At 70.3% G+C, this 26,069-nt stretch carries 28 protein-coding genes; 16 read left to right on the top strand and 12 right to left on the bottom strand.

Annotation, left to right across the window (positions count from 1 at the left end):
* The first annotated feature begins 64 nt into the window (after nucleotides 1-64).
* Nucleotides 65-1,132, top strand: a complete 1,068-nt coding sequence (locus tag ACK4YQ_RS11000) for a zinc-dependent alcohol dehydrogenase family protein (protein ID WP_409611284.1) — start codon at nucleotides 65-67, stop codon at nucleotides 1,130-1,132.
* Here ACK4YQ_RS11000 and ACK4YQ_RS10995 read toward each other — a convergent pair.
* From ACK4YQ_RS10995 to ACK4YQ_RS10960, 8 genes are all read right to left on the bottom strand, one after another.
* Nucleotides 1,122-1,949 (bottom strand): universal stress protein, encoded by an 828-nt coding sequence (locus ACK4YQ_RS10995; RefSeq protein WP_409611282.1) that lies wholly within the window; start codon nucleotides 1,947-1,949, stop codon nucleotides 1,122-1,124. The two genes, ACK4YQ_RS11000 and ACK4YQ_RS10995, sit on opposite strands and share 11 nt — an antisense overlap.
* Nucleotides 1,950-1,978: 29 nt before the next feature.
* Complete coding sequence (locus ACK4YQ_RS10990) at nucleotides 1,979-2,632, bottom strand: helix-turn-helix domain-containing protein (RefSeq protein ID WP_409611280.1); 654 nt, start codon at nucleotides 2,630-2,632, stop codon at nucleotides 1,979-1,981.
* Between the two features lie 95 nt (nucleotides 2,633-2,727).
* The gene (locus ACK4YQ_RS10985; protein WP_409611278.1) at nucleotides 2,728-3,333 is read right to left on the bottom strand and encodes an NAD(P)H-dependent oxidoreductase; all 606 of its coding nucleotides are present in this window, start codon (nucleotides 3,331-3,333) and stop codon (nucleotides 2,728-2,730) included.
* A 77-nt stretch (nucleotides 3,334-3,410) separates the two neighbouring features.
* On the bottom strand, nucleotides 3,411-4,319 hold the full coding sequence (locus ACK4YQ_RS10980; RefSeq protein ID WP_409611276.1) for a flagellin: 909 nt from the start codon (nucleotides 4,317-4,319) through the stop codon (nucleotides 3,411-3,413).
* A gap of 4 nt (nucleotides 4,320-4,323) precedes the next feature.
* Nucleotides 4,324-6,009 carry a flagellar hook-associated protein FlgK gene (flgK, locus tag ACK4YQ_RS10975; RefSeq protein ID WP_409611274.1) on the bottom strand — a complete coding sequence of 562 codons (1,686 nt, stop codon included), beginning with the start codon at nucleotides 6,007-6,009 and terminating at the stop codon, nucleotides 4,324-4,326.
* A gap of 4 nt (nucleotides 6,010-6,013) precedes the next feature.
* A complete protein-coding gene (locus ACK4YQ_RS10970) occupies nucleotides 6,014-6,316 on the bottom strand; it encodes a hypothetical protein (RefSeq protein ID WP_409611272.1) in 303 nt (100 codons plus the stop codon).
* 4 nt (nucleotides 6,317-6,320) lie between these two features.
* Nucleotides 6,321-7,607, bottom strand: a complete 1,287-nt coding sequence (gene flgE / locus ACK4YQ_RS10965; protein ID WP_409611270.1) for a flagellar hook protein FlgE — start codon at nucleotides 7,605-7,607, stop codon at nucleotides 6,321-6,323.
* Nucleotides 7,608-7,621: 14 nt separating this feature from the next.
* Complete coding sequence (locus ACK4YQ_RS10960; RefSeq protein WP_409611268.1) at nucleotides 7,622-7,912, bottom strand: flagellar hook capping FlgD N-terminal domain-containing protein; 291 nt, start codon at nucleotides 7,910-7,912, stop codon at nucleotides 7,622-7,624.
* A gap of 233 nt (nucleotides 7,913-8,145) precedes the next feature.
* Here ACK4YQ_RS10960 and ACK4YQ_RS10955 point away from each other — a divergent pair, with 233 nt between their 5' ends.
* The 7 genes from ACK4YQ_RS10955 to ACK4YQ_RS10925 all read left to right on the top strand — a co-directional run bounded on the left by ACK4YQ_RS10955 (nucleotide 8,146) and on the right by ACK4YQ_RS10925 (nucleotide 14,467).
* Nucleotides 8,146-8,976: a flagellin gene (locus tag ACK4YQ_RS10955; protein ID WP_409611266.1), complete on the top strand. Its 831-nt coding sequence runs from the start codon at nucleotides 8,146-8,148 to the stop codon at nucleotides 8,974-8,976.
* A 96-nt stretch (nucleotides 8,977-9,072) separates the two neighbouring features.
* Nucleotides 9,073-10,767, top strand: a complete 1,695-nt coding sequence (gene fliD / locus ACK4YQ_RS10950; RefSeq protein ID WP_409611264.1) for a flagellar filament capping protein FliD — start codon at nucleotides 9,073-9,075, stop codon at nucleotides 10,765-10,767.
* Nucleotides 10,757-11,155: a flagellar protein FliS gene (locus tag ACK4YQ_RS10945; protein ID WP_409611262.1), complete on the top strand. Its 399-nt coding sequence runs from the start codon at nucleotides 10,757-10,759 to the stop codon at nucleotides 11,153-11,155. The genes fliD and ACK4YQ_RS10945 overlap by 11 nt, the downstream gene beginning before the upstream one ends.
* A 99-nt stretch (nucleotides 11,156-11,254) precedes the next feature.
* Complete coding sequence (locus ACK4YQ_RS10940; protein ID WP_409611260.1) at nucleotides 11,255-11,866, top strand: RNA polymerase sigma factor; 612 nt, start codon at nucleotides 11,255-11,257, stop codon at nucleotides 11,864-11,866.
* Nucleotides 11,835-12,062, top strand: a complete 228-nt coding sequence (locus ACK4YQ_RS10935) for a hypothetical protein (RefSeq protein WP_409611258.1) — start codon at nucleotides 11,835-11,837, stop codon at nucleotides 12,060-12,062. The genes ACK4YQ_RS10940 and ACK4YQ_RS10935 overlap by 32 nt, the downstream gene beginning before the upstream one ends.
* A gap of 479 nt (nucleotides 12,063-12,541) precedes the next feature.
* Nucleotides 12,542-14,002, top strand: a complete 1,461-nt coding sequence (locus ACK4YQ_RS10930) for a methyl-accepting chemotaxis protein (RefSeq protein WP_409611328.1) — start codon at nucleotides 12,542-12,544, stop codon at nucleotides 14,000-14,002.
* On the top strand, nucleotides 14,003-14,467 hold the full coding sequence (locus tag ACK4YQ_RS10925) for a chemotaxis protein CheW (protein WP_409611256.1): 465 nt from the start codon (nucleotides 14,003-14,005) through the stop codon (nucleotides 14,465-14,467).
* 104 nt (nucleotides 14,468-14,571) lie between these two features.
* Here the strand turns inward: ACK4YQ_RS10925 and ACK4YQ_RS10920 are convergent, their stop codons facing one another.
* From ACK4YQ_RS10920 to ACK4YQ_RS10905, 4 genes are read right to left on the bottom strand one after another with little or no spacing between them, the layout of a single operon-like run.
* Nucleotides 14,572-14,910, bottom strand: coding sequence for an ArsR/SmtB family transcription factor (locus ACK4YQ_RS10920; RefSeq protein WP_409611254.1), 339 nt, complete (start codon nucleotides 14,908-14,910; stop codon nucleotides 14,572-14,574).
* A 35-nt stretch (nucleotides 14,911-14,945) separates the two neighbouring features.
* Nucleotides 14,946-18,155: an efflux RND transporter permease subunit gene (locus ACK4YQ_RS10915; protein WP_409611252.1), complete on the bottom strand. Its 3,210-nt coding sequence runs from the start codon at nucleotides 18,153-18,155 to the stop codon at nucleotides 14,946-14,948.
* Complete coding sequence (locus ACK4YQ_RS10910; RefSeq protein WP_409611250.1) at nucleotides 18,152-19,183, bottom strand: efflux RND transporter periplasmic adaptor subunit; 1,032 nt, start codon at nucleotides 19,181-19,183, stop codon at nucleotides 18,152-18,154. The genes ACK4YQ_RS10915 and ACK4YQ_RS10910 overlap by 4 nt, the downstream gene beginning before the upstream one ends.
* An 18-nt stretch (nucleotides 19,184-19,201) precedes the next feature.
* On the bottom strand, nucleotides 19,202-19,564 hold the full coding sequence (locus ACK4YQ_RS10905; protein ID WP_409611248.1) for a rhodanese-like domain-containing protein: 363 nt from the start codon (nucleotides 19,562-19,564) through the stop codon (nucleotides 19,202-19,204).
* Nucleotides 19,565-19,733: 169 nt separating this feature from the next.
* On the opposite strand from ACK4YQ_RS10905, the gene ACK4YQ_RS10900 reads away from it, so the two are divergent.
* The 8 genes from ACK4YQ_RS10900 to ACK4YQ_RS10865 all read left to right on the top strand — a co-directional run bounded on the left by ACK4YQ_RS10900 (nucleotide 19,734) and on the right by ACK4YQ_RS10865 (nucleotide 26,061).
* Complete coding sequence (locus ACK4YQ_RS10900; RefSeq protein WP_409611246.1) at nucleotides 19,734-21,014, top strand: NAD(P)/FAD-dependent oxidoreductase; 1,281 nt, start codon at nucleotides 19,734-19,736, stop codon at nucleotides 21,012-21,014.
* An 11-nt stretch (nucleotides 21,015-21,025) separates the two neighbouring features.
* Entirely contained in the window at nucleotides 21,026-21,469 is a 444-nt protein-coding gene (trxC, locus tag ACK4YQ_RS10895; protein ID WP_409611244.1) for a thioredoxin TrxC, read from the top strand.
* A 17-nt stretch (nucleotides 21,470-21,486) separates the two neighbouring features.
* Nucleotides 21,487-21,690, top strand: coding sequence for a DUF2892 domain-containing protein (locus tag ACK4YQ_RS10890; protein WP_409611242.1), 204 nt, complete (start codon nucleotides 21,487-21,489; stop codon nucleotides 21,688-21,690).
* Nucleotides 21,691-21,781: 91 nt separating this feature from the next.
* Nucleotides 21,782-22,630, top strand: coding sequence for a universal stress protein (locus ACK4YQ_RS10885; RefSeq protein WP_409611240.1), 849 nt, complete (start codon nucleotides 21,782-21,784; stop codon nucleotides 22,628-22,630).
* Nucleotides 22,631-22,688: 58 nt separating this feature from the next.
* A complete protein-coding gene (locus ACK4YQ_RS10880) occupies nucleotides 22,689-24,164 on the top strand; it encodes a murein L,D-transpeptidase (RefSeq protein ID WP_409611238.1) in 1,476 nt (491 codons plus the stop codon).
* 52 nt (nucleotides 24,165-24,216) lie between these two features.
* Nucleotides 24,217-24,744, top strand: a complete 528-nt coding sequence (locus ACK4YQ_RS10875) for a DUF882 domain-containing protein (protein WP_409611237.1) — start codon at nucleotides 24,217-24,219, stop codon at nucleotides 24,742-24,744.
* A gap of 68 nt (nucleotides 24,745-24,812) precedes the next feature.
* Entirely contained in the window at nucleotides 24,813-25,244 is a 432-nt protein-coding gene (locus ACK4YQ_RS10870) for an ester cyclase (protein ID WP_409611235.1), read from the top strand.
* Nucleotides 25,245-25,311: 67 nt separating this feature from the next.
* Complete coding sequence (locus ACK4YQ_RS10865) at nucleotides 25,312-26,061, top strand: hypothetical protein (protein WP_409611233.1); 750 nt, start codon at nucleotides 25,312-25,314, stop codon at nucleotides 26,059-26,061.
* The last annotated feature ends 8 nt before the right edge of the window (nucleotides 26,062-26,069 follow it).

Below are 26,069 nucleotides of genomic sequence, written 5' to 3'. Positions count from 1 at the left end.
AGCGGCGGACGCCAGGGAAGCCTATAGTCCTGATCGACGACAAAGGAATGCGGAGGAGAGCAGGATGTTCGCCATGTGCCTGGACGCGCCGGGCCGGCCCCTGCGGGGCGAGCGGCGCGCCGACCCGACGCCGGGGCCGGGCGAGGTGCGGCTGCGGGTGAGGGCCTGCGGCGTCTGCCGCACGGACCTGCACATCCTGGACGGGGAGCTGGCGCCGCGGCGCTCGCCCATCGTGCCGGGGCACGAGATCATCGGGGTGGTGGACGCGCTGGGCCCGGGGGTCGACGGGCACGAGCTCGGCGCCCGGGTCGGCGTGCCCTGGCTGGGGGAGACCTGCGGCGCCTGCGCCTACTGCCGCGAGGGGGCCGAGAACCTCTGCGACCACCCCGGCTTCACCGGCTGGACCCGCGACGGCGGCTATGCGGACACCGTCGTCGCCCGGGCGGACTTCGTGTTTCCCGCGCCCGAGGGGCTCACCGACGCCGAGGCCGCGCCGCTGATGTGCGCGGGCCTGATCGGCTATCGCGCCTGGCGAATGGCCGAGGAGGCCCGGCCCGTGCGCCGGCTCGGGCTCTATGGCTTCGGTGCGGCGGCGCACCTTCTGGCGCAGCTCGCCATCCACCAGGGCCAGGCGGTGTTCGCCTTCACCCGGGCCGGCGACGGCGCAGCGCAGGGGCTGGCGCGGGAGCTGGGCTGCGTCTGGGCCGGCGGCTCGGACGAGGCGCCGCCGGAGCCGCTGGACGCGGCGATCATCTTCGCTCCGGTGGGGGCGCTGGTCCCCGCCGCGCTGAAGGCCGTGCGCAAGGGCGGAACGGTGGTGTGCGGCGGCATCCACATGAGCGACATTCCGAGCTTCCCCTACAGCCTGCTCTGGGAGGAGCGCAGGGTGGTCTCGGTGGCGAACCTGACGCGGCGCGACGCTCGGGAGTACCTGCCGCTGGCCGCGGCGGCGGGGGTGCGGCCGCAGGTGAAGCTCTACGAGCTGAAGGACGCCGACTCCGCCCTGGCGGACCTGCGGGCCGGCGCTTTCGCCGGCGCCGCCGTGCTGATCCCCCCCGGCGCCCTGAAAAAGAAACCCCGCCCGGAGGGGCGGGGATGGAAGTCGGGGAGGAAAACGCTCCTCAGTGGCTGAGGAGCACGAAACGGTCGGCGGTGTTCACCAGGTCGCGGGTGACGCCGCCCAGGACCCATTCCTGCAGGCGGCTGTGACCGTAGGCGCCGGCGACGATCAGGTCGGCGTCGATGGCCACCGCCTCGGAGAGGATCTCGCCGCAGACCTCGTCCTCGTGCGCGGGCTCGACCACCTTCGGCCGGGCGTTGACGCCGTGGCGGGAGAGGGCGTCGGCGACATCCTTCACCTGGAACTCGATCGGCGCCTTGTCGAGCTCGGTCGTGGCGGCGAGAACCGTCACGCGCTCGGCGCGGGTCAGGAAGGGCATGGCGTCGGCCAGGGCGCGGCGGGCTTCGCGGGTGTCCTTCCAGGCCACCACCACGCCCTTGGCGCTCAGCCGACCGCCGTGGGGCGGGGCGACCAGCACCGGGCGGCCGGCCTTGATGGCCAGTTCACCGGAATCGACGATGCGGTAGAGGTCGCGAGCCTCGCGCGGGGCGCCGCCCGTCACCAGGAGGTCGGCCGCGCGGGCGGCGCGGCACATGGCCGAGGTCGGCAGGTCCTGGGAAATCCGCCACTCGCTGGAGAGGCTGCCGGCGGCGGCGCGGAACGCGGCCTCGGCGGCGGTGCGGTTGACCTCCATCGCCGAGCGCATGGCCACGATCATCTCGCCGCTGGCGAAGCCGTAGGGATCGGCGAAGCCGAGCGGGGGCAGGGCCTCGGCGCCCAGGCCGATCAGGTGGGCCCCGAAATCGGCCGCCACCTCGGCGGCGCACTTCAGGCGGGGCGCCGCCTCGGCCTCGGGCTGGGCGTGGGTCAGGACGGTCCTGTAGGTCATCGGAGCCTCCCTCGGCTTGCGGCGTCGGCCTATTCGGCCAGGCGGGCGAGGGCGGCGTCGTTGCGAACGCGGAAGTGGCGGCAGCCCTCGAACTCGATGATCGCCGCGCTCTGCAGCTTGGAGATGGTGCGCGAGACGGTCTCGATGGTGAGGCCGAGGTAGTCGGCGATGTCCTGCCGGCTCATCGGCAGGTCGCCGTCGTGGCCCTGGCCGCGGCGGGTGATGTCGGACAGGAAGCTGGCGACCTTCTCGAAGGCGCTCTTGCGGCCGAGCAGCATGACGTGCTCCTGGGCGCGTTCCAGCTCGCGGGCGGTGGCTTCCCAGATCACGCGGGCCAGAGCCTCGTCGTCGGACTGGGTGCGCAGGGCCGACTGCTTGAGCACCAGGACCACGCAGTCGCTGAGGGCTTCGGCGCTGTAGCGGTGCTCGTCGCCGGGCTCCAGGCCGAAGATGTCGCCCGGATAGTAGAAGTCGCCCACCTGCCGGCGGCCGTCGCTCATCAGGCGCGAGGTGCGCACCACGCCGGAGACGACGCGGTAGATCAGGTCGGCTTCCTCGTCCTGGGCGTAGATCTCCTCGTCCTTGGCGAAGCTCATCCGCAGGCCCAGGCGCTCGATGGCGTCGGCGCAGGTTTCGCGGGCGTGGCGGGCGGCGGACGATTGCAGGGGGTAGGCCAGGGACATGGGGGTGAACCTCCGGTGCTGTCCCGCTATGCCTAGGCCCCTCGGCCCGGACGAGAAATTCGGGCCGAACGCTTAAGTGGAACCCCGCTAAGTAGTTATCCGGAGGCGGCGCCGGCCGAGAACCGCTGGGTCGCCGTGGCCTCGACGCGGGCCATGATCGCGTCGAACGACTCGGCGGTCATGTCGGGCACGACGCCCCCCTCGTGCACGTGATCCACGACGGTCATCCCGCAGACGGCGGCCAGGTGGCGATCGAACAGGGTCATCAGCGCCTCGTAGGCGCCGGTGGAATGCACCCAGCGTTCGGGGGCGCCCGAGGTGGTGAAGCTGATCAGGCGCCGGCCATCGAGCAGGCTGCTGGTGCCGCCGAACACCGGCTCGTAGCCGAAACCCATGCTGAACACGCGGTCTACGTAGCCCTTCAGGATCGCCGGCGGGGCGTTGAACCAGAAGGGATAGACGAAGGCGAACACCTGGGCGTCGGCGATCGCCTCGCGCTCGGCGACGACATCGGGCGCCGGGCCGAACCCGGGAGCGCCGGGGAGTTCGGAGGCCTTCAGGCGCGGATCGAAGTCCAGCCGGTAGAGGTCGCGGATGACGGCCTTGTGGCCGAGCGCCTGGACGGCGGCGGCGTAGCGCCTGGCGATCGCCAGGGTCAGGCTGTCTTCCTTCGGATGGGCGACGATGACGGCGTGTTTCATGGGGAGCCTCCATGCGCAAGGTAGAGGCGCCGACGCGGGCGTCCTTGACCCGGATCATGTCAGCTTGCGGCTCCGCCCTAAAGGTACTTGAGCAGGCTAAGGGACGAGAGGGTGGAGATGGTGGAGTAGAGGGCCTCGAGCTGGGTTTGCTGCTGGACCACCAGCACCGCGGCCTCGGCCAGGTCCACGCCGTTGAGGTCCGCGGCCAGGCCGTCGAGGATGTCGATCTTGGCGGTGTTGCGGTCGACGCGGTCCTGCAGGGCGCTGGCGCGGCCCGAAACGGTCTCCTGCAGCACGCCGATCTCCGAGACCGCCTCCTGCACCAGGTCATAGGCCTTCGTCGAGGTGGCCGCATCGTCGGGCGAGGCCGCCAGCAGCGACAGGGCCCGGGCCAGCTTCTCGAACGCAGGGTCGCCGGCGCTGACGGAAATCGGGATCTCGGTTCCGTCCGCCGAGGTCCAGGTCCGCGCCTCATCGGAGCCCTGGTAGTAGGCGAAGTCGGCGGCGTCGGGATCCAGGGTGGGATCGTAGTCGGCGTCGGAGAAGTCCACCGCCGCGCGGTCCAGCGCCTCGCCGGCGAACAGCGAGACGCCGCCAAGGTCGGCGTTGAGCATCGAGCCCAGGTCCTCCAACCACTGGCTGGCGTAGGAGGCGACGAGGTCGGCGTCCTCGGCCGAGCCGCTGTTGAGGGCGGCGAGCTGAGCCAGGATTCCGGTGGCCAGGTCGGATATGTCGCCGATGGCGGCGTAGGCGGCCTCGGCGAAGCTCAGGGCGTCGCTCGCCGAGGCGTTCTCGGCGGCCAGGCGGGTGGACTGCGACTGCAGGCGCAGCAGGCGCGCGGCGTCCGTGCCGAGGCCGCCCAGGGAGGTCGACTTCAGGCCCGAAGCCTCCTGCTCCTGCACCTTGGCCATCTGGGCCTGCAGCTTCAGGCTGGCGGAGACCATGCTCTGGGTGTGGGCGAAGGTGGCGATGCGGGTGACCGACATGGCTTCAGCTCACCATCGAGACCAGGGCGTCGAACAGCTCGCGCGCCATGGAGATCATCTGGGCGTTGGCCTCGTACTGGGTCTGGTATTGGGCGAGGAGCGCCAGCTCCTCGTCGAGGTTGACCGCGGTCTCGTTCTGCAGGCGCGACAGGGCGTAGTCGTAGGCGCTCTGGGCGCTCTCGGCGTCGGCCGCGGCGCTGGAGACCAGGGTCGCCGCGCCGGAGACGAAGCGGGTGGCGGCCCCGCTCAGGCTGTCGCCTTGGAGGGCCGCAGTAAGGGCGGTGAGCGTGGCGAGGTCGCCCGAGGCGAGGCCGATGTCGCCCGCGGCCAGGGCGGTCTCGTCGGACAGAGCGCCCACGGGCAGGCGCGAGGCGTCGCTCCCGAGAGCGCCGGAAACGGCGATGTCGGCGGCGCTCGAGCCGGTGAGCAGGTCGTTGAAGCCGAAGAAGGCGGAGAAGCCCTCGCCGTCCGCGCCGACCGCGCCGTCGAGGGCGCCGAGGGCGACGCCGGCGGACGGGTCGTCGGCGGAGAGCACCAGCTCGCCGTCGGCGGAAATGGCGGCGCTGAGACCATCGACGCCGTCCAGGGCGGCGACCAGATCGGCCATGGTGGCGTAGGCCGACAGGTCGAGGTCCTGGGTGGAGACGACCGTCCCGTCGGCGGAGAGCACCGCCACCCGCACCGAGCCGGACGCGCTGAAGGCGTCGCCGGCGGAGACGGCGGTCGTGCTGGTCAGGACGTTGGGCGCCGGCCAGGCGGTTCCCTGATTGGCGATGGTGTTGACCTGGTCGATCAGGTCGGCGGCGAGGGCGTCGAGGCTGGCCTGCTCGGCCGGGAGGATCTCGTCGCGCAATGCGATCAGGCCGCCGAGTTCGCCGCCGGAGAGCGAGGTGGTCATGTCCTTTCCGTTCAGATAGACGCCGGAGATGTCGGCGGGGTAGGCCGAGGCCGCGTCGAGGGTCGACGACGCGGCGTAGGACAGGCTGGCGGCTGTGGAGCCGACCAGCAGGTCGCCGCTGGGCGCATAGACAACCACCCGGTTGTCGGCGGTGGTGTAGTAGCTGACCCCCATCAGGCCGGAGAGCTCGCCGAGCGCCGCGTCGCGCTGGTCCTCCAGGCCCGAGACGTCGCCGCCGGTGGCCGCACCCTGGGCGATCTGGTCGTTCAGATCGGCGACCGTCGAGAGCGCCGCGTTGATCGCGTCGACGGTGTCGGCGATCGAGCGGTTGGCCTCGGTGCGCAGGGCCTGGATCTCGTCCGAGAGCTCGCCGATCCCGGAGACGAGATCGTCCAGGGCGGCGACGACGGAAGCCTTTTCGGCGCTGCTGGTGGGCGAGGCCGCAAGGCTGGCGAGGGCGGCGTCGAAGGCGTCCAGCAGACTTGCGACGTCGTCGCCGCCGTCCGCCGAGCCGAGCGCCGCGTCGTAGGACTGAAGGTGCTGGTCGACCACGCCCGCGTAGCCGGACTCGGCGGCCTTGGCGATGGCGGTCCTGGACAGATAGGCGTTGGTGGTCCGCGCGATCTGGCCCTCGGACAGGGCGAGCACGGAGGTGTTGGCCGAGGCCGACCAGGTCTTGCGGCTGTTGGAGGCGTCGCCGGCGTTGGCGACGTTGGTGTTGGACACCGCGATCGCGACCTGGGTCTTGGTGAGCGCCGCCGAGGCCGAGGAGATGATCGAGGTGAGCGACACGGCGCTAGTCCCGCCGGGCGGCGCGGGCGTAACCGCCGCAGGCCTGAAGCCCGCTGTTGAGCGCCAGGATGGCGGCCCGGTCGGCGGCCATCTCCCGCTGCAGGTGCTGCAGCCGATCCGACAGTCCGCGGCTGAGGTCGCCCAGGGCGGCGAGCAGCAGCAGCCGTTCGTCGCCGGAGACCGCGGACAGGCGCTCGACCACCTCGCGGGCGACCGCCCGGGCCTCCTCCGGGGTAGCGATCAGGGGAACCTCGGCGCGCCGGCGCCGCCGCGCCGCGCGCTCGGCGAGCACTTCGATCTTGCCCATGGCCTCACCGCACCGCCTGGATGAGGGTGTCGAACATGTCGCCCACCGTGCTCACCACCTGGGAGGCGGCCGAATAGGCCTGCTGGGCGATGATCATCTTGTTGAATTCGGTGGCCGTGTCGGTGGTCGAGCCCTCCAGGGCGCTGGCCGTGAGGCTGCCGGCGCCGGACGAGCCGGGCATGGACAGGGTGACGCGGCCGGCGGCCTGATTCTCGTCGTAGATGGTGCCGGAGATCTGGGTGAGCCCCGACGGATTGGAGAAGGTGGCGATCGGGATGCGGGCGATGGCCACGCTGAGGCCGTTGTCGAAGCTGGCGGTCACCAGGCCGTCGGAGTCGATGCTCAGGCCGGAAAGCTGGCCGTAGCGGGCGCCGTCCTGCTCGACCTGGGTGTTCTCGATGGTGGCGGGGGTGGTGGTGGAGGCCTTCTGCGTGAGGCCGTCGGTGCCGCCGACCTCGCCGAGGTCGAGGGTGAAGGTGTTGTCCGCCGCCCCGGTGGTGAAGCCGCCGATGGTCAGCTCGACCGGCGAGGGGCTGGTGGAGGCGAGCACCCCGTCGGTGTCGAAGGTGACGTCGACCGTGGCGGGGCTGATCGTGCCGCTGGCCACGGCGGAATCGCCGCCGGCGGTGGCGAACGGATCGTCCAGGGACAGGGTCCAGGTGTTGGCGGCCGTCTTGGTCCAGGTCTGGTTGACGGTGTGGCTGACCCCCAGGCTGTCGATCACCTCCATGCTCGAGGCGAAGCTGTCGCCGACCTCGGCGTCGGCCGGCAGGTTGGCCGACATGGACACGGTGGTGGTCGCCTTGGCCGCCCCGCTGATGGAATCGACGTTGATCGGCTCCAGGCTGGTCAGGGTGGAGGTGTTGGCCGCGGTGATGTTTCCGTCCGCGTCGGTGGGGAAGCCCAGGAGATAGTAGCCCTGGTCGTTGACGAGATAGCCGTCGGCGTCGGCCGAGAAGCTGCCGTCGCGGGTGTAGGCGTAGGCGGCGGCCTGGTCGGCGGTGTCGGCGGCCACGACGAAGAAGCCGGCGCCGGTGATCGCCAGGTTGGTGCTTTCGCTCGTGGAGGTGACCGTGCCGTTGGCGGCCATGGCCTGCATGGCCTTGGCGACCACGCCGCTGCTGGAGCTGGACGAGGACGAGTAGCCGGTCAGCAGGGTCTGGAAGCTGGTCTCCTTGGTCTTGTAGGCGGTGGTCGAGGAGTTGGCGATGTTCTCGGAGATCGCCGACAGGGCCACGCCCTGGGCGGAAAGGCCGGAAACCGCAGAGGAGAGGGCGGAGGACAGGCTCATGACGCGCGCTCCGCTCAGGCCGCTTCTTCGGAGACGAGCTGGGACACCTGCGTCAGGATCGACGACAGGGTCGAGGACATGCTCTCGAGCTGGGCGTTGGTGTTGAGCTGCTGCTCGAGGCTCGCGTAGGAGACGATCTGGCTCGTGAACTCGGTGGGGTCGGTGGGATCCAGCGGGTTCTGGTTGGTGAGCTGGGTCATGAGCAGGCCGAGGAATTCGGTGCTGTCGAAGCTGGACGTCACCGAGGAAGAGGACGTCGTGGCGGTGGTCGCGGCCGTGCTCGTGGCGGCGGAGATTTCGGACATTTGCCCCTCGCGGTGATCCTGGCGGCGCGCGGAGGGCGCCGATCACCCGTTCAACGAGGGGGTGGCTGGAGATGGGGCGGAGTTTTTTTGCGCCGCGGCCCGACGATTTTCCGCCCCATCCGGCGCGCCGGCTCCGTTTGACCCTGACGAAGCCCGGCCGCGCAGAAGTCCGGCCTCGCTTCCCCGGCCAGGATGTCCCCGGCCGGGCGCCTGAGAGACACCGGAATCAGAACATGCCAGTCATCTCGACCAACCTCGCCGCGAATTCGGCCCTGCGCTATCTGGAGATCAACTCCACGGCCCAGAGCGAGTCCCTGGCGAAACTCTCCAGCGGCTCGCGGATAACGAGCGCCAAGGACGACGCCTCTGGCCTGGCCATCGCGACGACCATGGCCTCGGACATCGCGGTGCTGACCCAGGCTGCGACCAACGTCCAGAACGGCACCGCCGTGCTGAACACCGCCGATGGCGCCCTGTCGAACATCAGCGAGATCCTTCAGCGGATGAAGTCCCTGACCGCCCAGGCCCAATCGGGTACGGCGAGCACGGACGACCTCTCCTACATCGACGCTGAATATCAGCAGCTCCTGGAGGAGATCGACGACATCGCCGGCTCCGCCAACTTCAACGGCGTCAAGCTGTTGGACGGCGCCGACGCCTATTCGGCGTCAGCCGGCGTGGCCTTCCTGGTCGGCACCGACAGCGCGGACACGCTGTCGATCCACCTGGATGGCGCCGACGCCACCACGCTCGGCGTCGACGGCACCAGCGTCACCTCGGCCTCGGCCGCGGCGACCGCCATGGCCGACCTCGATTCAGCCATCACGGCGGTGTCCGAGGCGCGGGCCAACGTGGGGGCGCTGCTGTCGCGGTTCGAGTACCGCGGCGACGTCATCGACACTTCGCTGGAGAACCTGGAAGCGGCCAAGTCGGCGATCTCCGACGTGGACATCGCCGCCGAGCAGACCAACTTCGTCAACGTGCAGACGCTGACGAGCGCGGCCATCGCGGCGCTGGGCCAAGCCAACTCCATGAACCAGTCGCTGCTGAAGCTTCTTCAGTAGCGCCGCGTCTGCGGGCCGCGGCGTTCAGGGCGCCGCGGCCCTTCACTGGGCGGGGAGGCGCGATCCTCCCCGCCGCCCTTTGCCGGGGCCGGAGCGATGACCACCACCTCTTCCGTCGTGACGTCCGGAACGACGAGCTACATCTCCTCGACGGCCTCGGGCCTGGACACGGACGCCCTGATCGAGGCGGCCGTCGCCCAGAAGACCACCCGCGCCGACACGATCGACGCCAAGATCGACGCCAACGAGGCGAAGATCGCCGCCTACGAGACGCTGCAGGGCCTGCTGTCGGACATCGGCGAGGCGCTGTCGGGCCTGGCCGCCCCGGCCTACAGCGCGCTCGGGGCGTCCAACAGCTTCGACGAGAAGCAGGCCTATCTGACGGCTTCGGACGGATCGGACGCGACCTCCGTGATCGCCGTGAGCGCCGACGCCGAGGCGGCGGCGGCCTCCTATGCGATCGAGGTGGAGCAGCTCGCCAAGGCGATGAAGGTCGCCGCCACAGCGCAGGACAAGACGACCGCGCTCGGGATGTCGGGCGTGTTCGCCGTGGGGACCGGCGAGGCGTCCGTCGAGATCGAGGTGACCGCCGACATGACGCTGGCGGACCTCGCCGAGGCGATCGCGGCGGTTTCCGAAGAGACCGGGGTGAACGCGACGCTGATCCAGGTCTCCTCGGGAAGCTATCAGCTGGTGCTTTCGGCGGCGGACACGAACACCGAGATCAACGCGTCGGCCGTCAGCGGCGACGACGTGCTGGCCGCCATCGGCCTGACGGACGGGAGCGGCGGCTTTTCCCAGGTGTTGCAGGCGGCCCAGCCGGCGATCGTGATCATCGACGGGGTCGAGGTCACCTCAGACTCCAACGAGCTCACCGACGTGGTGGACGGGCTCAGCATCTCGCTGCTGTCGACCACGGCGCAGGGCGCCGGCATCACCCTGGACGTCGAGGCCGACTACGAAGCGGTGAAGACGGCGATCACCGACTTCATCGACGCCTACAACGCCCTGCGCGACTTCGTGGTCACCCAGCAGACGGTGGACGGGGAGGGGGTGGTGGCGGACGACGCCGTGCTGTTCGCCGACACCCTGCTGCGCAGCCTGACGCGGGCCCTGTCGTCGGTCCTGACCGGCGCCAGCGCCTCGGCCGCCGGCGAGTTCGACGACCTGAGCGACCTCGGGATCACCTTCGATTCCGGCAACTACCTGGAACTGACGGACGAGACGGCGCTGGACAACGCCCTTCTGTCGAACCTCGGCGACCTGGAGAGCTTCTTCGAGACCTCGTACGAGGCGTCCGACAGCCGCCTGAAGCTGCTGAAGAATGACACCACCCGGGCCTACGACTTCACGCTGGACGTGACGGTCGGCGAGGACGGCGTCATCACCGGCGCCACGGTCGACGGCCAGGACGGGCTGTTCACCGTCTCGGGCAACCGGATCGTCGGGGCGGAGGGTACGATCTACGAGGGGCTGTCGTTCGCCCTGACCGCCACGGCCGACGTCTCGATCGACATCGCCATCACGCCCGGCTTCGCCGACCAGGTCGTCAACCTGGCGGCCGCCTACGCCGACACCTCGGGCGGGCTGATCCAGGATCAGATCGACAGCCTGACCGAGCTCGACACCCAGCTCGCCGACCGCGCCGACAGGATCCGGACCGACGCGGAGAGCTACCGCGAGAAACTGATCGCCAAGTACGCGGCGATGGAGACCGAGGTCTCCGCCGCCCAACTGCTGCAGCAGCAGATCGAAGCCATCCTCAACGGGAACTCCAGCGATGACAGCTAGCCCCACGCCCCACGCCCGGGCCTTCTCGGCCTACCGCGCCTCGGCGCAGCTGAACACCCATCCGGCGGACGTGCTGAGCGCCGTTCACGAGGAGATGCTGAGCCGCCTGAGGGCGGCAAAATCGGCCTATGAGCAAGGGGCGCTGGATCAAATGTGCCGCCACACCGACGCGGCCCGGCGGATCCTGGTTTCGCTGGACGCAGTTCTCGACTTCGCGGCCGCCGGAGAGGGCGGGGCGGCGCTTCGGCGTTTCTATCGGCGCCTGCATCTGGCCATCAATCGTGTCCTCAAGGCTTCGAACGTATCAGAATCGGTGCAGGGCGTGATAGACACGTTGCAGCCGATGTGCGTGGAGCTCAGGAAAAGAAAAGATCCCGTAACACAGTAAAGCGTGATGTAAGACTCGAGTTTTCTGCGGAAGAGTCAGAATTGTCTGGTCCGCATCTTGCGAAGTCTGCAGCAGACAATCGCAGACGGTGCTGGCGACATGAGCGAGTTGGCTCAGGACTCTTCCGACGAAACGCTGTTTCAACTGGCGCGCGCCGGCGACGAGGCCGCCTTCGGGCGGCTGATCGAGCGGCACATGCGCATGGTGCTGCGGCTGGCCTCGAACATCGTGGGCGATTCCCACGAGGCCGAGGACGTGGCGCAGGAGACTTTCGTGGCGGTCTGGCGCGGGCGGGAGCACTGGACGCCGGGGGCGGCGCGGTTCTCCACCTGGCTGCACCGGGTGGCGGTGAACAAGGCGATCGACCATCGCCGCCGGCGGCGGGCCGAGCCGGCGCCCGAGGAGGTGATCGTCGCCATCGCCGACCGCGCGGCGGCGGCGCCGTCGCCGGGCCAGGAGGCGGCGCTGGAGGCGCAGGACGCCGGCGAGCGGCTGCGGGGCCTGGTCGCCCGGCTGCCGGCCAACCAGCGGACGGCGATGGAGTTGTTCTACTTCGAGGACCTGGGCGTCGGCGACATCGCCCTGCGGCTCGGGTCGAGCGAACAATCGGTGCGATCGCTGCTCAAAAGGGGCCGCGAGACCATCAGGCAGAAGATCCGGAAGCAGAAGAGCGTCTGGCATGGATATCGCGGAGTTCAAGGCGCGGCTTGAGGAACTGGGGGCGGACCTGTCCCGCTGGCCGGCGGCCGACGAGGAGGCCGCGCTCGAGCTGATCGCCGCCTCGGTGGAAGCCCAGGACCTGTTCGCCCACGCCGCGGCCGACGACCTGGCCCTGGAGGGCGAGGACGTGGCCAGGGTGCAGGCGCTGGTCGCCCGCGCCAAGGATCGACTCGGCCGAGGCGAGTAGTCGCGCCGCCTTCGGGGGCATGAGTTCCGGCGGCGTTGAGGTCGGCCAGGACGCCATCCGAGTAGAAAATTCACATCGGCTGTAATTTTTTCCCAGGCGCACCATAGGTGGTGGCGCGCCCCGCGCCATATCTTGGCGGATGTGAATTGACGCAGTTATAGCAGCCGGAAGATGAGTACATTGCCGGCTCATCGTCTGGTTGCGCCCGAAAGATATACCCAACTCGGGTAACGTCGATCTCCGAATTAGGCATTTGTTGACCAAAGCTGACGCGTTCTCTTGCGAGTTCAGAGGGCGGTTCATCCGATCATTTGAGCCCTGATCTCGCGCGGGTGAAGTATCGGCCAACTGGAGCCGCCCCTGCGCATGTCAAGGCTTAGTCGCCGCGGATGTTGTTCGCGCCCTAGCTCTTACGAGGGGATCTCAAGGTGGCAGGACTGTTTGGCAGGGCCCGGGCGGCGGCTGGCGACGACAAGCTGATGGAACTGGAGGCCACGGTGGCGGCCATCCACCGCTCCCAGGCCGTGATCGAATTCAAGCTCGACGGCACCATCGTCAACGCCAACGAGAACTTCCTGAAGACGCTGGGCTACACCGCCGACGAGGTGGTTGGCCGCAACCATTCGATGTTCGTGCCCCCGGCCTTCGCGCAGAGCAGCGAGTACAGGGATTTCTGGCGTACGCTCAATGACGGCAAGTTCGTCGCCGAGAAGTTCATGCGGGTGGGCAAGGGCGGTCGCGAGGTCTGGATCCAGGCCTCCTACAACCCGCTCTTCGACAAGTCCGGCAAGCCCTACAAGGTGGTCAAGTTCGCCACCGACGTGACCGCGATCGAAGAGGAGCGGGCGCGCAACGAGGCCGAGCGGGCCGCCTCCCAGGCGCGCCAGGAACAGGCGGTGAGCGAAGTGGCCAGCGGCCTCTCGGCGCTGGCGGCGGGCGACCTGACCTATCGGATCGAGGCTGAACTCTCCGGCGAGTACCGCAAGCTGCAGACCGACTTCAACCAGGCGATGACCAGGCTGCAGGAGGTGATGAAGACGATCTACGCCACCGCCGGCGGCATCCAGTCGGGCACCGGCGAGATCAGCTCGGCGGCCGACGACCTCTCGCATCGCACAGAACAGCAGGCGGCGAGCCTGGAGGAGACGGCCGCGGCGCTGGACGAGATCACGGCGACCGTGCGGCGCACCGCCGAGGGCGCCCGCCAGGCCCAGAACGCGGTGACCTCGGCCCGGGCCGACGCCGACGCCTCGGGCGCGGTGGTGCGCAACGCCGTGACCGCCATGGGCGAGATCGAGCAGTCGGCCAAGCAGATCAGCCAGATCATCGGGGTGATCGACGAGATCGCCTTCCAGACCAACCTTCTGGCCCTGAACGCGGGGGTCGAGGCGGCGCGGGCGGGAGAGGCCGGCCGCGGCTTTGCGGTGGTGGCCTCCGAGGTGCGGGCGCTGGCCCAGCGCTCGGCCGAGGCCGCCAAGGAGATCAAGGCCCTGATCAACGCCTCTACCGAACAGGTCGGCCAGGGCGTGAAGCTGGTGGGCGAAACCGGCGAGGCCCTGGAACGGATCGTCGGCCAGGTGGCCCAGATCACCGAACTCGTCACCGAGATCGCCGCCAGCGCCCAGGAGCAGGCGACGGGGCTGCAGCAGGTCAACACGGCCGTCAACCAGATGGACCAGATGACCCAGCAGAACGCCGCCATGGTCGAGGAATCGACCGCGGCCAGCCACGCCCTGGCCCAGGAGGGCGAAGAGCTGGCGCGGCTGATGGGCGAATTCCGGCTGGGCCTGAACCGGGCGCAGGGCGGCGGCGCGCCGGCGGTGCGCGCCGCGCGGCGGGCTCCGGCGCCGGCGCCGCGGACGGCGGTGACCCGATCGGGCGCGGCCACGGCGCGCAAGCTCGATGTCGAGACCGCCGCCGACGGCTGGGAGGAGTTCTAGATGGCGGGCAGTGAAGCCGCCTTGCCGGCGGCCGGGGCCGAACTGGTCACGGTCGCCATCTGCGGCCAGCATTTCGCCGTCGACATCATGGCGGTTCGCGAGATCCGCGGCTGGACCACCTCTACGCCGCTGCCGCACGCGCCATCCTACGTGCTGGGCATGATCAACCTTCGCGGCGCCGTGCTGCCGGTGGTCGACCTGGGCCTGCGGCTGGGGCTGCAGGCCTGCGCCCGGGACAGTTCCTCGGTGGTGATCGTCGCCCATATCGGCGGGCGGCTGGTAGGGCTGCTGGTGGACGAGGTCTGCGACATCCTGACGGTGTCGGAGAACATGCTGCAGCAGGCGCCCGACGTCGGCGCAGAGGGCGTGGAGGACTTCGTTCGCGGGGTGCTGACGACCGACGACGGCATCGTGACCCTGCTGACCCTCGACGGGGTGCTGCCGGCCTTGGAGGCGGCGGCCTGAGGCCAGTCGCCTGGCCACCTTACGGGCGGACGAAAACCTGGGCGCTTCGAACGGCTTGGAAGTTCAAGTTCAAGCGCCGGGCAGCCTCGCGCCGCCCGGCGTTTTCAGTGCGCGCCGCCGCGATAGATCTCGCAAAGGGTGTCGATCACCCGGACGGCGGCGGGATCGGCGAGGCGGTAATAGACCGTCTGGCCCTCCCGCCTGGTGGCCACCACGCCTTCGGCGCGCAGCTTGGCCAGGTGCTGGGAGGCGGCGGACTGGGCCAGGCCCACGTGGACGGCCAGATCGCCCACGGAACACTCGCCCTGGCCCAGGCGGCACAGCAGGATCAGCCGCTGTTCGTTGGACATCAGCTTCATCAGCCGGGCCGCCGCGGCGGCGCTGGCCTGAAGATCGGCCAGTTCCTCGGCGGCGGGAAGGACGGCGGCGGGACTCATACTCATGTTCGTATTGTAGGTATCTCTAATACAACTGCAAATCAGGCGCTGGCGGGGCGACCGTCGTCGCGCAGGACGACGTAGATCGCCGGGATCACGAGCACGGTCAGCAGGGTCGATGAGGCCAGACCGAACAGCAGCGAAATCGCCAGCCCCTGGAAGATCGGGTCGAACAGGATCACCGCCGCGCCGATCATCGCCGCCAGGGCGGTGAGGGCGATCGGCTTGAAGCGGATCGCGCCGGCCTCCAGCAGGACGTCGCGCAGGGCTCTGCCCTCGCCCTGGCTGTGGCGGATGAAGTCCACCAGCAGGATCGAGTTGCGCACGATGATCCCGGCCAGGGCGATGAAGCCGATCATCGAGGTGGCGGTGAACGGCGCGCGGAACAGGATGTGGCCGATGACGATGCCCACCAGGGTCAGGGGGATCGGCGTCAGGATCACCAGCGGCAGGCGGAAGCTTTTGAACTGGGCGACCACCAGCACGTAGATGCCCAGGATCGCCACGCCGAAGGCCGCGCCCATGTCGCGGAAGGTGACCCAGGTGATCTCCCACTCCCCGTCCCACAGGACCGTCGGGCGGCTCTCGTCGGCGGGCTGGCCGTTCAGGCGGATGTCCGGCTTGGGCAGGGCCTTCCAGTCGTGGTCCTTGATGGCTTGGTCGACGGCGAGCATGCCGTAGATCGGCGCCTCGTACTGGCCGGCGAGTTCAGCGGTGACCATCTCGGCGTCGCGGCCGTCGCGGCGATAGACCGGATAGGAGCCGGGCTCGCGGGTGGCCTCGACCACCTCGCCCAGTTCGACCAGGCGCGGGGCGTCGCCGACGTTGGTGACGGCGACCGGCGTGGAGGCCAGGCGCTCGGACCAGGCCCGGTCCGACTGCGGCAGGCGGACGGAGATCTCCAGCGGCGTGCGCTCGCCGCCGCGCTGGGCGTAGCCGATGGTCGTGCCGGTCAGCACCGCGCCGATGGAATCGTACATGTCGCCTTCGGCCAGGCCGAAGTACTCGACCTGCTCGCGATCAGGGGTGAGCCGCAGGCGCGGCCGCGGGACGCCGTAGCTGTCGTCCACGTCGACGATGTAGGGCACGGCCTTGAACAGCGCCTTGACCTCGGCGGCGACGGCGCGCCGGGTCTCGGCGTCGGGGCCGTAGACCTCGGCCAGGAGGGTCGCCATAACCGGCGGTCCCGGCGGGGCCTCGACCACCTTCAGCGAGGCGCCGGGGGGCAGGGGCAGGGCCGCCAGTCGGCGGCGGAGCTCCAGCGCCACGGCGTGGCTGGCGCGCTTGCGCTCGCCCTTGGGCGTGAGGGTGACGGCCAGGTCCCCCTGCTCGGGACGCGAGCGCAGGAAGTAGTGGCGAACGAGGCCGTTGAAATTGAAGGGTGAGGCCGTGCCCGCGTAGGACTCCAGCGACACCACCTCGGGCAGGGTGCGGGCGATCTCGGCCGCCGCCGCCAGGGTCCGTTCGGTGGTCTCCAGGCTCGTGCCTTCGGGCATGTCGGCGACGACCTGCAGCTCGGACTTGTTGTCGAACGGCAGCAGTTTCACCGTCACGGTCTTGGTGGCGAACATGGCGCAGGCCAGGAGGGTGGCCACGCCGACGGCCAGAAGGAAGGTCCAGGCGCTCTTCCTGGTGGCGATCACGCGGCCGGCGACCCGGCGGTAGATGCGGCCGAGGGGGCCTTCGTCGTGGTCCCCGTGGCCATGGCCGGCGGCCAGGGTCTTGCGCGCGAAGCGGACCATCAGCCAGGGCGCGATCACCACGGCCACGAAGAAAGAGAAGACCATGGCCGCCGAGGCGTTGACCGGGATCGGCGCCATGTAGGGGCCCATCAGGCCGGAAACGAACAGCATCGGCAGCAGGGCGGCGACCACGGTGAGGGTCGCGACCACGGTGGGGTTGCCCACCTCGGCCACGGCCTCGACCGCCGCCTGCATGCGCGTGCGGCCGTCCCTCATCGCCCAGTGGCGGGCGATGTTCTCGATCATGACGATGGCGTCGTCGACCAGGATGCCGATCGAGAAGATCAGGGCGAACAGGCTGACCCGGTTGATAGTGTAGCCCATCAGGTTGGAGGCGAAGAGGGTGAGCAGGATCGTCGTGGGGATGACCACGGCGGTGACGCCCGCCTCGCGCCAGCCGATGGCGAAGCCGATCAGAATGACGATGGAGACCGTCGCGAGCCCCAGGTGGAACAGGAGCTCGTTGGCCTTTTCGTTGGCGGTCTCGCCGTAGTCGCGGGTGACGGTGACGTCCAGGCTGGCGGGGATCAGCGAGCCCTTCAGGTGTTCGACCCGCTCGTGGATGGCCTCGGAGACCACCACGGCGTTGGCGCCCTGGCGCTTGGCGATGGCGAGGCTGACGGCGGGGGTCTTGGTCCAGCCTTCGCCCTCGCGGGCGTAGCGCCAGACGCGGGCCTGGTCCTGGCGCGGCGCCTGGACGACGTCGGCCACGTCCTTCAGGTAGACCGGCTCGCCGGAGATCGAGCTGGCGGTGAGCAGCCCCACCTGGGCGGCGGACTGCAGGGGCCGGCCCGCGGCGACCTCGACGGCCTGGCCGGCGTCGCGGATGGTCCCGGCGGGGAAGCTGCGGTTGGCCGCTTCGACGGCCTGGATCACCGAGCTCAGGGGCACGCCGCGCAGGGTCAGGCGTGCGGGGTCCGGCTCGATGCGGATCTCGTCGGGGCGGCCGCCGACGATGAAGGTGAGGCCGACGTCCTCGACCTTGGCCACCTCGGTGCGCAGCTTGACCGCGATGTCGTAGAGCGCCTGGTCCGACCAGCGGGCGGCCTGGCCGGGCTTGGGCGACAGGGTCAGGACCACCGCAGGCACGTCGTTGATGCCGCGGGTGACGATCTGCGGCTCGGGAATGCCGACGGGAATCTTGTCGATGTTGGCGCGGACCTTCTCGTGCACGCGCACGGCGGCGTCCTCGGGGTCCTCGCCGACGTCGAAGCGGGCGGTGACCAGCACCTGGTCGTCGACGACCTGGGTGTAGACATGGTCGACGGCGTCGATGCTCTTGACGATCGTCTCCAGCGGCTTGGCGACCAGTTCGGTGGCGTCGGCCGCCGACAGGCCCGGGGCGGAGACCATGATGTCGACCATCGGCACGCTGATCTGCGGCTCCTCCTCGCGCGGGATCGAGGCGAGGGCCAGGAGGCCGACGAGGATCGCGGCGATCAGGAACAGGGGCGTCAGCGGCGAGGCGATCGTCGCCTGCGCCAGCCGTCCGGAGAGACCGAGCTTCATTGGGCGGCCCTCGCGGCCACGATGACGTCGCCCTGGGCGAGGCCGGAGAGCACCTCGACGTCCTGGGCGGTCGGACCGGGGGCGATCTGCACGGCCACCTCCACGGCCTGGCCGTCGCGATCGACCAGCCGGGCGTAGTCGACGCCGAAGCGGGTGGCGATGAAGCGGCGCGGCACGACGATGGCCTGACGCTCGCCGACCTTGATGCGCACGCGCGCGCGCTGGCCGACGAGGTCGGCGGCGAGGCCCGGCACGGTGATGTCGGCGGTGACGCGGCCGGCGCTCACGGCGGGGTAGAGCTGGGCGATGGTCCCCGTGGCCGGGGCGCCAGGCAGGTCGCGCGGGTCCAGGGCGACGGCGTCGCCGACCTTGAGGGCGCGGGCGTGGGCCTCGGGCAGTTCGACGCGCAGCAGCGGCTGACCGGCGGTGACGGTGACGACCGTCTGGCCGGCGACGACCACCGAGCCGGCCGGCACCTGGGCGTGCAGCACCCGGCCGGCGGACGGGGCCAGGATGGCGCCCTGGGCGTTCAACTCGGCGCTGGCGGCGCGCTGGGCGCGGGCGGCGGCGGCCGATCCCTGGGCCGCGCGGGCGGCGGCCTCGACCTGGTCCAGCCCGGCCTTGGAGTAGAAGCCCTTGTCGTAGAGCGTGCGGTAGCGCGCCAGGTCGGCCTGGGCCCGCACGGATTCGGCCTCGGCAGCGGCGGCCTGGGCCGAATAGGCGGCGGTCTCGTGGGCCAGGCGCTGGTCGGCGACGACGGCCAGGACCTGGCCCTGGCGGACCATGTCGCCTTCGCGCACGTTCAACTTCACCAGAACGCCGCCGATGCGCGCGCGGGCCTCGCCCATGTTGCGGGTGGTCACCACGGCGGCCACCGGCTTCAGGTCGGCGACCGTCGCGGCCTTGACGGACAGGCGCTCGCCGGTGGCGGCGACGGCCTTGACGTCGGCCGGCGCATGTCCGTCGCCGCAGGCCCCCAGGGCCAGGGTCAAGGCGAGGGCGGCGCCGCTGCGATAAAGGCGTCTCATGGCGTTCGGGCTTCTCGTTCAGCTGGGATCGCGGACCTGGCCGGAGGCGAGGTCCAGAGTGATGGTCGGCAGGCCCGCGGCGCGCCAGGCGCCGATGCCGCCGGCGAGGTGGGCGTCGACCGCCAGGCCGGCGGCGCGGCAGCGCTCGGCCGCCATCAGCGAGCGCTTGCCCGAGCCGCACTGCATGACGATGCGGCGCTCGCCGCAGGGCGGCAGGGCGGCCGGATCGAAGGTGCTGAGCGGAAAGTTCAGCGCGCCATGGATCCGCTCGGCCGCGAACTCGGCCGGTTCGCGCACGTCGATCAGCAGAATCTCGTGCCGGTCGAGCATGCCTTTGACCTGGGCGGGGGTCAGGTCTTCGGTCTTGGAGCGTCCGAACATGGGTCTCATCCTCATCGGGCTTGAAGGGCGCCGGTATCTGGCAATATCATTATATGCGCATATATTGATATACGAAGCGCGTTCAAGGCTGTTCTGCGTAGGGCGGTGCGGGGCGCCGCACCTTGATCGAACGCAAGGCGGCCGGGGCGGAAACACTTAGGATTATCACATGGAAAAGCCTATCATCGCCGTATTGGGAGCTGGTCTAGGCGGGACCATCGCGGCCTTTGAAATTAAGGACGCAGTCGGCTCCAAGGCAGACGTGAAGGTCGTCAATCAGGGCGACACCTTCCACTTCGTGCCGTCCAACCCCTGGGTCGCGGTGCACTGGCGAAAGCGCGAGGCCATCGAGGTCAAGCTTGCGCCGATCATGAAGAAGAAGGGCGTCGACTTTACGCCCGTCGGCGCCAAGCGGGTGCATCCGGCGGAGAACCGGGTCGAGCTGAATGACGGCCAGAGCCTCTCCTACGACTATCTGGTGATCGCCACCGGGCCGGATCTGGCCTTCGACGAGATCGAGGGCCTGGGGCCGCACGGCGGCTTCACCCAGTCAATCTGCCACGTGGACCACGCCGAGCGGGCGGGGGCGGCGTTCGACGCCTTTGCGCGGGAGCCCGGACCGATCGTCGTCGGCGCGGTGCAGGGCGCATCCTGCTTCGGCCCGGCCTATGAGTTCGCCATGATCCTCGACACCGAGCTGCGCCGCCGCAAGGTGCGCGACAAGGTGCCGATGACCTTCGTCACCTCGGAGCCCTACATCGGCCACCTGGGCCTCGACGGCGTGGGGGACACCAAGGGCCTGCTCGAAAGCGAGATGCGCAACCGCCACATCAAGTGGATCACCAACGCCAAGGTGGCCAAGGTCGAGGCGGGCAAGATGCACGTCGAGGAGGTGGCCGAGGACGGCTCGACCAAGGCGTCGCACGAACTGCCCTTCGCCTACTCGATGATGCTGCCGGCGTTCCGCGGCGTGGAGGCGGTGCGCGGGATCGAGGGACTGACCAATCCGCGCGGCTTCGTCGTGGTCGACAAGAACCAGCGCAACCCGACCTTCCCCAACGTGTTCGGCCTGGGCGTGTGCGTGGCGATCGCGCCCACGGGCAAGACTCCGGTGCCGGTGGGCGTGCCCAAGACCGGCTTCATGATCGAGAGCATGGTCACCGCGATAGCCCACAACCTGAGCGCCCTGGTGGACGGCAAGGCCGCGACCCACGAGGCGACCTGGAACGCCATCTGCCTCGCCGACTTCGGCGACGGCGGGGTGGCCTTCATCGCCCAGCCGCAGATCCCTCCGCGCAACGTCAACTGGTCGGCGGACGGCAAGTGGGTGCACCTGGCCAAGGTGGGCTTCGAGAAGTACTTCCTGGGCAAGGTCAAGCGCGGCCAGAGCGAGCCGTTCTACGAGAAGCTGGCGCTCGACATGCTCGGCGCGCGCAAGCTCAAGGCCTGAGGGGCGGGGAGATGAGACAGCTCGTCTGCCCCGAGTGCGGCGCCGTGAACCGCACGCCCGAGGCCAAGGACGCCCTGGCCGCCAAGTGCGGCCGCTGCGGCGCCAGGCTGTTCCAGGGCAAGCCCCTGGAGGTCAGCGCCGCCCAGCTTGCGGCCCACACCCGATCCACCAGCGGAGCGGCGGTGCTGCTGGACGTCTGGGCGCCGTGGTGCGGTCCCTGCCGGGCCATGGCGCCGCAGTTCGCCGCCGCCGCGGCGCAACTGGAGCCGCAGGTGCGCCTGTTGAAGCTGAACAGCGACGCCGAGCCGCAGGCCGCCTCCGAACTGGGGGTGAGCGGCATCCCGGCCCTGTTCCTGTTCCGCGACGGGCGCGTGATCGCCCGCCAGGCCGGCGCGATGAGCGCCAGCCAGATCGTCGCCTGGACGCGCCAGGCCCTCGCCCAGGCCGCGGCCTGAGGCCCTAGGAGCACATCATGACCCTTGATCGCGCCGTCTTCATCTTCGCCGGGTTCGTCGTCCTGACCAGCGTGGCGCTCGCGCACTATTTCAGCCCCTGGTGGCTGCTTCTGGCCGTCTTCGCCGGGCTGAACATGATCCAGGCCGCCTTTACAGGCTTCTGCCCGGCGGCGATCGTGTTCAAGAAGCTTGGCGTCAAGCCGGGCCCGGCCTTCCGCTGAGGTTCGGCCACGCGCCGCATGACCTTGATCAAGGCGGCGCAGGGGCTGGCGGCCGAGATGTGACCCGACCTTGCCGACGGAGCCGCCCGACATGGCCTTGAACGACATCCTCCTGCATCTGGACACCTATCCCGAGGCCACGCCCGCGCCGATGATCGAGACGGCCGTGCGGCTGGCCGGGTGCTTCGGAGGGAAGCTGACGGCGCTGGCCGTCCAGGCGGACTTTCCGGTGAAGAGCAACCGGGTGGCCGACTTCCTGGTCGGGCTGGGCGAACTGGCCGAGAAGGAGGCCGTCCGCAGCCGTCAATGCGCCCAGGCGGCCCTGGCCCAGTTCACCGAGGCGGCGCGCAAGGCGGGCGTGTATCAGGACACCCTGAGCGAGACCGCCTTCCTCTACGAGATCCCCGAGCTCGTGGCCGCGCGGGCGCGCACCCGCGACCTGTGCGTTGTGCCCCTCGCCGAGCGGTTCGACGGCCAGCAGGAAGTGGCCCAGGCGGCGGTGTTCGGCTCGGGCCGGCCGGTGCTGGTGATCGGTCCGCAGACGACCACGCCCTGCGCCGAGGGCCTGGGTACCGTCGTGGTGGCCTGGGACGGCTCGCGGGCCGCCGCCCGGGCCCTGGCCGACGCGCTGCCGGTGCTGGTGCAGGCGCGCCAGGTGCAGGTGCTGACCGTGGTCAACGAAAAGCCCCTGGCCGGAGCCGGCCTCGGCGCCGAGGCTGTGCGCCACCTGACGCTGCACGGGGTCTCGGCCGAGGCGGTGGAGGTCGATGCACGGGGACGCCGGATCGGCGAGGCGCTGGGCCAGCATCTGAAGGACGCCGGCGCCGACATTCTGGTGATGGGCGCCTACGGCCACTCGCGCCTGCGCGAATTCGTGCTGGGCGGCGCCACCGAGCACATGCTGCGCGCGCCCCAGGCGCCGGTGCTGATGTCGCACTGAGCCGAGCGATGACGGGAACGCGGCGGCGGCTGGGCCGTATCCTTCGATGAGGATGCGGATGAGCGACCCTATCAGCCCGCGCCCTGTGCGCCGAAGGGCGCAGGCCCTTCTGTCGTGGCCGCTGGCCGCGGCGATGACGGCCGCCCTGGTCGGGGCGGCGGCCGCCCAGACCCCGTCGGCCAAGACCGCAGCCGTCCAGGCGCCGGCGCCCTTCACGCCGGCCGAGCGGGCGGTGATTCTGCCGGCTCTGGCCGACTGCGCCGATGGCGGGGCCGAACGACTTGGCGCGCTGGACGACGCCGGGCTGCGGGACGCCCTGCTGCGCAAGGCCAGGACCGAGCTGGGCCAGCGCATCCGGCCGTCCGACGTCGACGGGATGTGGTCCATTCGCCCGCCCGTCCGTGCGGTGGAAGCGGAGCTGAACCAGGCCCGGCTGGACGGGCGCCTGGCCGCGTGGATCGCCAGCCTCGCCCCGAAGGACCCCCGATACCAGGCCCTGGATTCGGCCTGCCGGCGCTATGCCGAACTGGTCGCCGCCGGCGGCTGGGAGCCGTTGCCGCCGGGCGGCGTGCTGCGCCAGGGCGACACGGATCCCCAGGTTCCGCTGCTGCGGCTGCGCCTGGCGCGGGAAGGATTCGGCGGCGCCACGGCGCCGGAGCCCGAGCTGTTCGACGCCGACCTTCAGACGGCGGTGTTGGGCTTCCAGTCGCGCCACGGACTGGAGCCCGACGGGGTGGTTGGGCCGAGGACGCGGGCGGCGCTGAACGTGACGGCTCAGGCCAGGCTGCAGCAGATCCGCCTGAACATGGAGCGCTGGCGCTGGCTGCCGCGGCCGCTGCCGGCCGAGCGGCTGGAGGTGGACATCGGCGGCCAGCTGGCCACGCTGTTCCGCGCCGGCGCGCCGGTGCTGGCGATGAAGGTGGTGGTCGGCGATCCCGAGCACCGCACGCCGATGTTCGCCTCGCAGGTGGAATCCATTCTGTTCAACCCGCCCTGGAACGTGCCGACCTCGATCGCCACCAAGGAGATCCTGCCCAAGGCGGCGCGGGACCGCGGCTACCTAGCGCGCAACGACTTCACCTTCGTCGACGGACGCCTGGTGCAGAAGCCGGGGCCGAAGAACGCCCTGGGCGTGGTGAAGTTCGACCTGCCCAGCCCCTTCGGCGTCTATCTGCACGACACCCCCGGCAAGACGGCGTTCAGCCGCACGGACCGGGCGCTGAGCCACGGCTGCATGCGGCTGGAGAAGCCGCGTGAGCTCGCCGCCCTGCTGCTCGAGCGGCAGGGCGGTTCGGCGGCGGACGTCGAGGCGGCGATCGCGGCCGGCGAGACCCGGCGCACCCATCTGGCGACCCCGGTCCCGCTCTATGTCGTCTACTGGACGGCGGCGGCCGAGGCGGACGGACAGGCGAGCTTCCGTCCCGACGTCTACGGCTGGGACGCCAAGCTGGCCCAGGCGCTGGCCGCGGCCGACCCCGAGCAGCGCGCGGCTTTGTCGCGCCCCGACACCGATTGCGCCAGCCTCGGCGAATAGCCAAGATTAGCCGAGCCTGCGGGGGCGAAAGTCGAGGGGGATCCCACCACCCATGCATCGTCGCGACCTGTTGAAGGGCGCCCTGGGCGCCGCCGGCCTGTCGGCCATTTCCGGACCGGCCCTTGCCGCGGCGACCGCGCCCCGCGCCCTGTCGCTGGTGAACCTGCATACCGGCGAAGCGCTGAAGGCGATCTACTGGGAAGCCGGCAAGTACGTGCCCGACGCGATGGCGGCGCTGAACCGGGTGCTGCGCGACCACCGCACGGGCGAGGTGTACGACATGGCGCCAGGCCTGCTGGACCTCGTGGCGAGCCTGACCGACAAGCTGGACACCAAGCAGACCGTCCAGGTGATCTCCGGCTACCGCTCGCCCAAGACCAACGCGGCCCTGCACGCCCAGTCGAACGGCGTGGCCACGCGCAGCCTGCACATGAAAGGCGAGGCCATGGACATCCGCATCGCCGGCGTCGAACTGTCCCGCCTGCGCGATGCGGCGCTCAGCTTGCAGCGGGGCGGCGTGGGCTTCTATCCCGGCTCCAACTTCGTGCACGTCGACATCGGCCGCGTCCGCCGCTGGTGAGCGGCGAGGCTTCTCCCGCAGGGCAGGGCGGCGCTAAGCTCGCGCCTAGACAGACGGGGGAGACCAGGATGGACGGATTGGCCGAGGCGCGTCTGCAGACGGTGCGCGACCACATGGCGCTGGAGACGGTGCACGACTGGGACGGCGTGATCGCCACCTTCGAGCACCCCCGCTACGAGATGTATGGCTCGGGGGCCGTGTTCGACGGCGAAGCGGCCGTGCGCGGCTATTTCGCCGCATCGCGCACGCCCTTCCCGGACCAGGGCAACGAGATCATCGCCATCGCCCACGACGGCGACACGGTGCTGGTGGAGTTCTGGCTCACCGGCACGCATCTGGGTCCGCTGAAGCTGAAGGGCCGGGTGGTCGAGCCGACCGGCCGGAGTTTTCGCGTCCGCATGGCGGCGAGCTTCGAATTTGCGCCGGGCAGCGACAGGATCGTCTGCGAGCGGCCCTATTTCGACCAGGGTGCGGTGAGCCGGGCGCTGGGGCTGGCCTGAGCCCAGGTGGATCGTCGCCGGGTTTTGCCCGATGTTCGCCCGAAGGAACTGCAGAGGAGAGCGTCCCATGGCCCGCCGCACGATGTCCGCCGTCCTGATCCTTGCGGGGTTGCTCGCGGCCGGGGCGGCGCGGGCCGAGCCGACGCCGGTGACGGTTCGGGCCCTCGCCAAAGACGCCAAGTTCATCGGCGATTCCATGGGCGGGGTGGAGATCACCCTGAAGGACGCGGCGAGCGGCTCGGTGCTGGCCAAGGGGCTGACCCGCGGCGGCACCGGCGACACCGCGCGCCTGGTGGAGCAGCCGAAAGTGCGGCGGACCCCGGTCTCGACGCCGGACGCGGCGGGCTTTTCGGCGGTGCTGGACCTGGACCGGCCGACCCTGGTGCGCGCCGAGGCGCGCGGTCCGCTGGGCAAGCCCGACGCGGTGGTGACCGTCACCTCGATGATGTGGCTGCTGCCGGGGCGGGGCGTGGAGGGCGACGGCTGGATCCTGGAGATGCCCGGACTGGTGGTCGAGCCGCAGTGGAGCGCCCTGGGGCATGGACAGGCGTCGCTGAGCGCCAAGGTGACCTTGATGTGCGGCTGCCCGATCACGCCCGGCGGGCTTTGGGACGCCTCGCGCTACGAGGTGGACGCGACCCTCATCCGGGACGGCCGCGCCACGGGACGGGTGCGGCTGACCTACGCCGGCTCGCCCTCGACCTTCAGCATCGCCTATCCGGACGTGGCGCCCGGGCGCTACCGGCTGATAGTCACCGCGCACGACGCCGGATCGGGCAACAGCGGCGTGGCCGAACGCGAGGTGGTCGTTGAATAGGGCGCGGC

Source organism: Phenylobacterium sp. (assembly GCF_046291545.1).
Classification (GTDB): Bacteria; Pseudomonadota; Alphaproteobacteria; order Caulobacterales; family Caulobacteraceae; genus Phenylobacterium.
The sequence above is the reverse complement of the archived record's forward strand: the minus strand, read 5'-3'. Positions and strand labels throughout refer to the sequence as shown.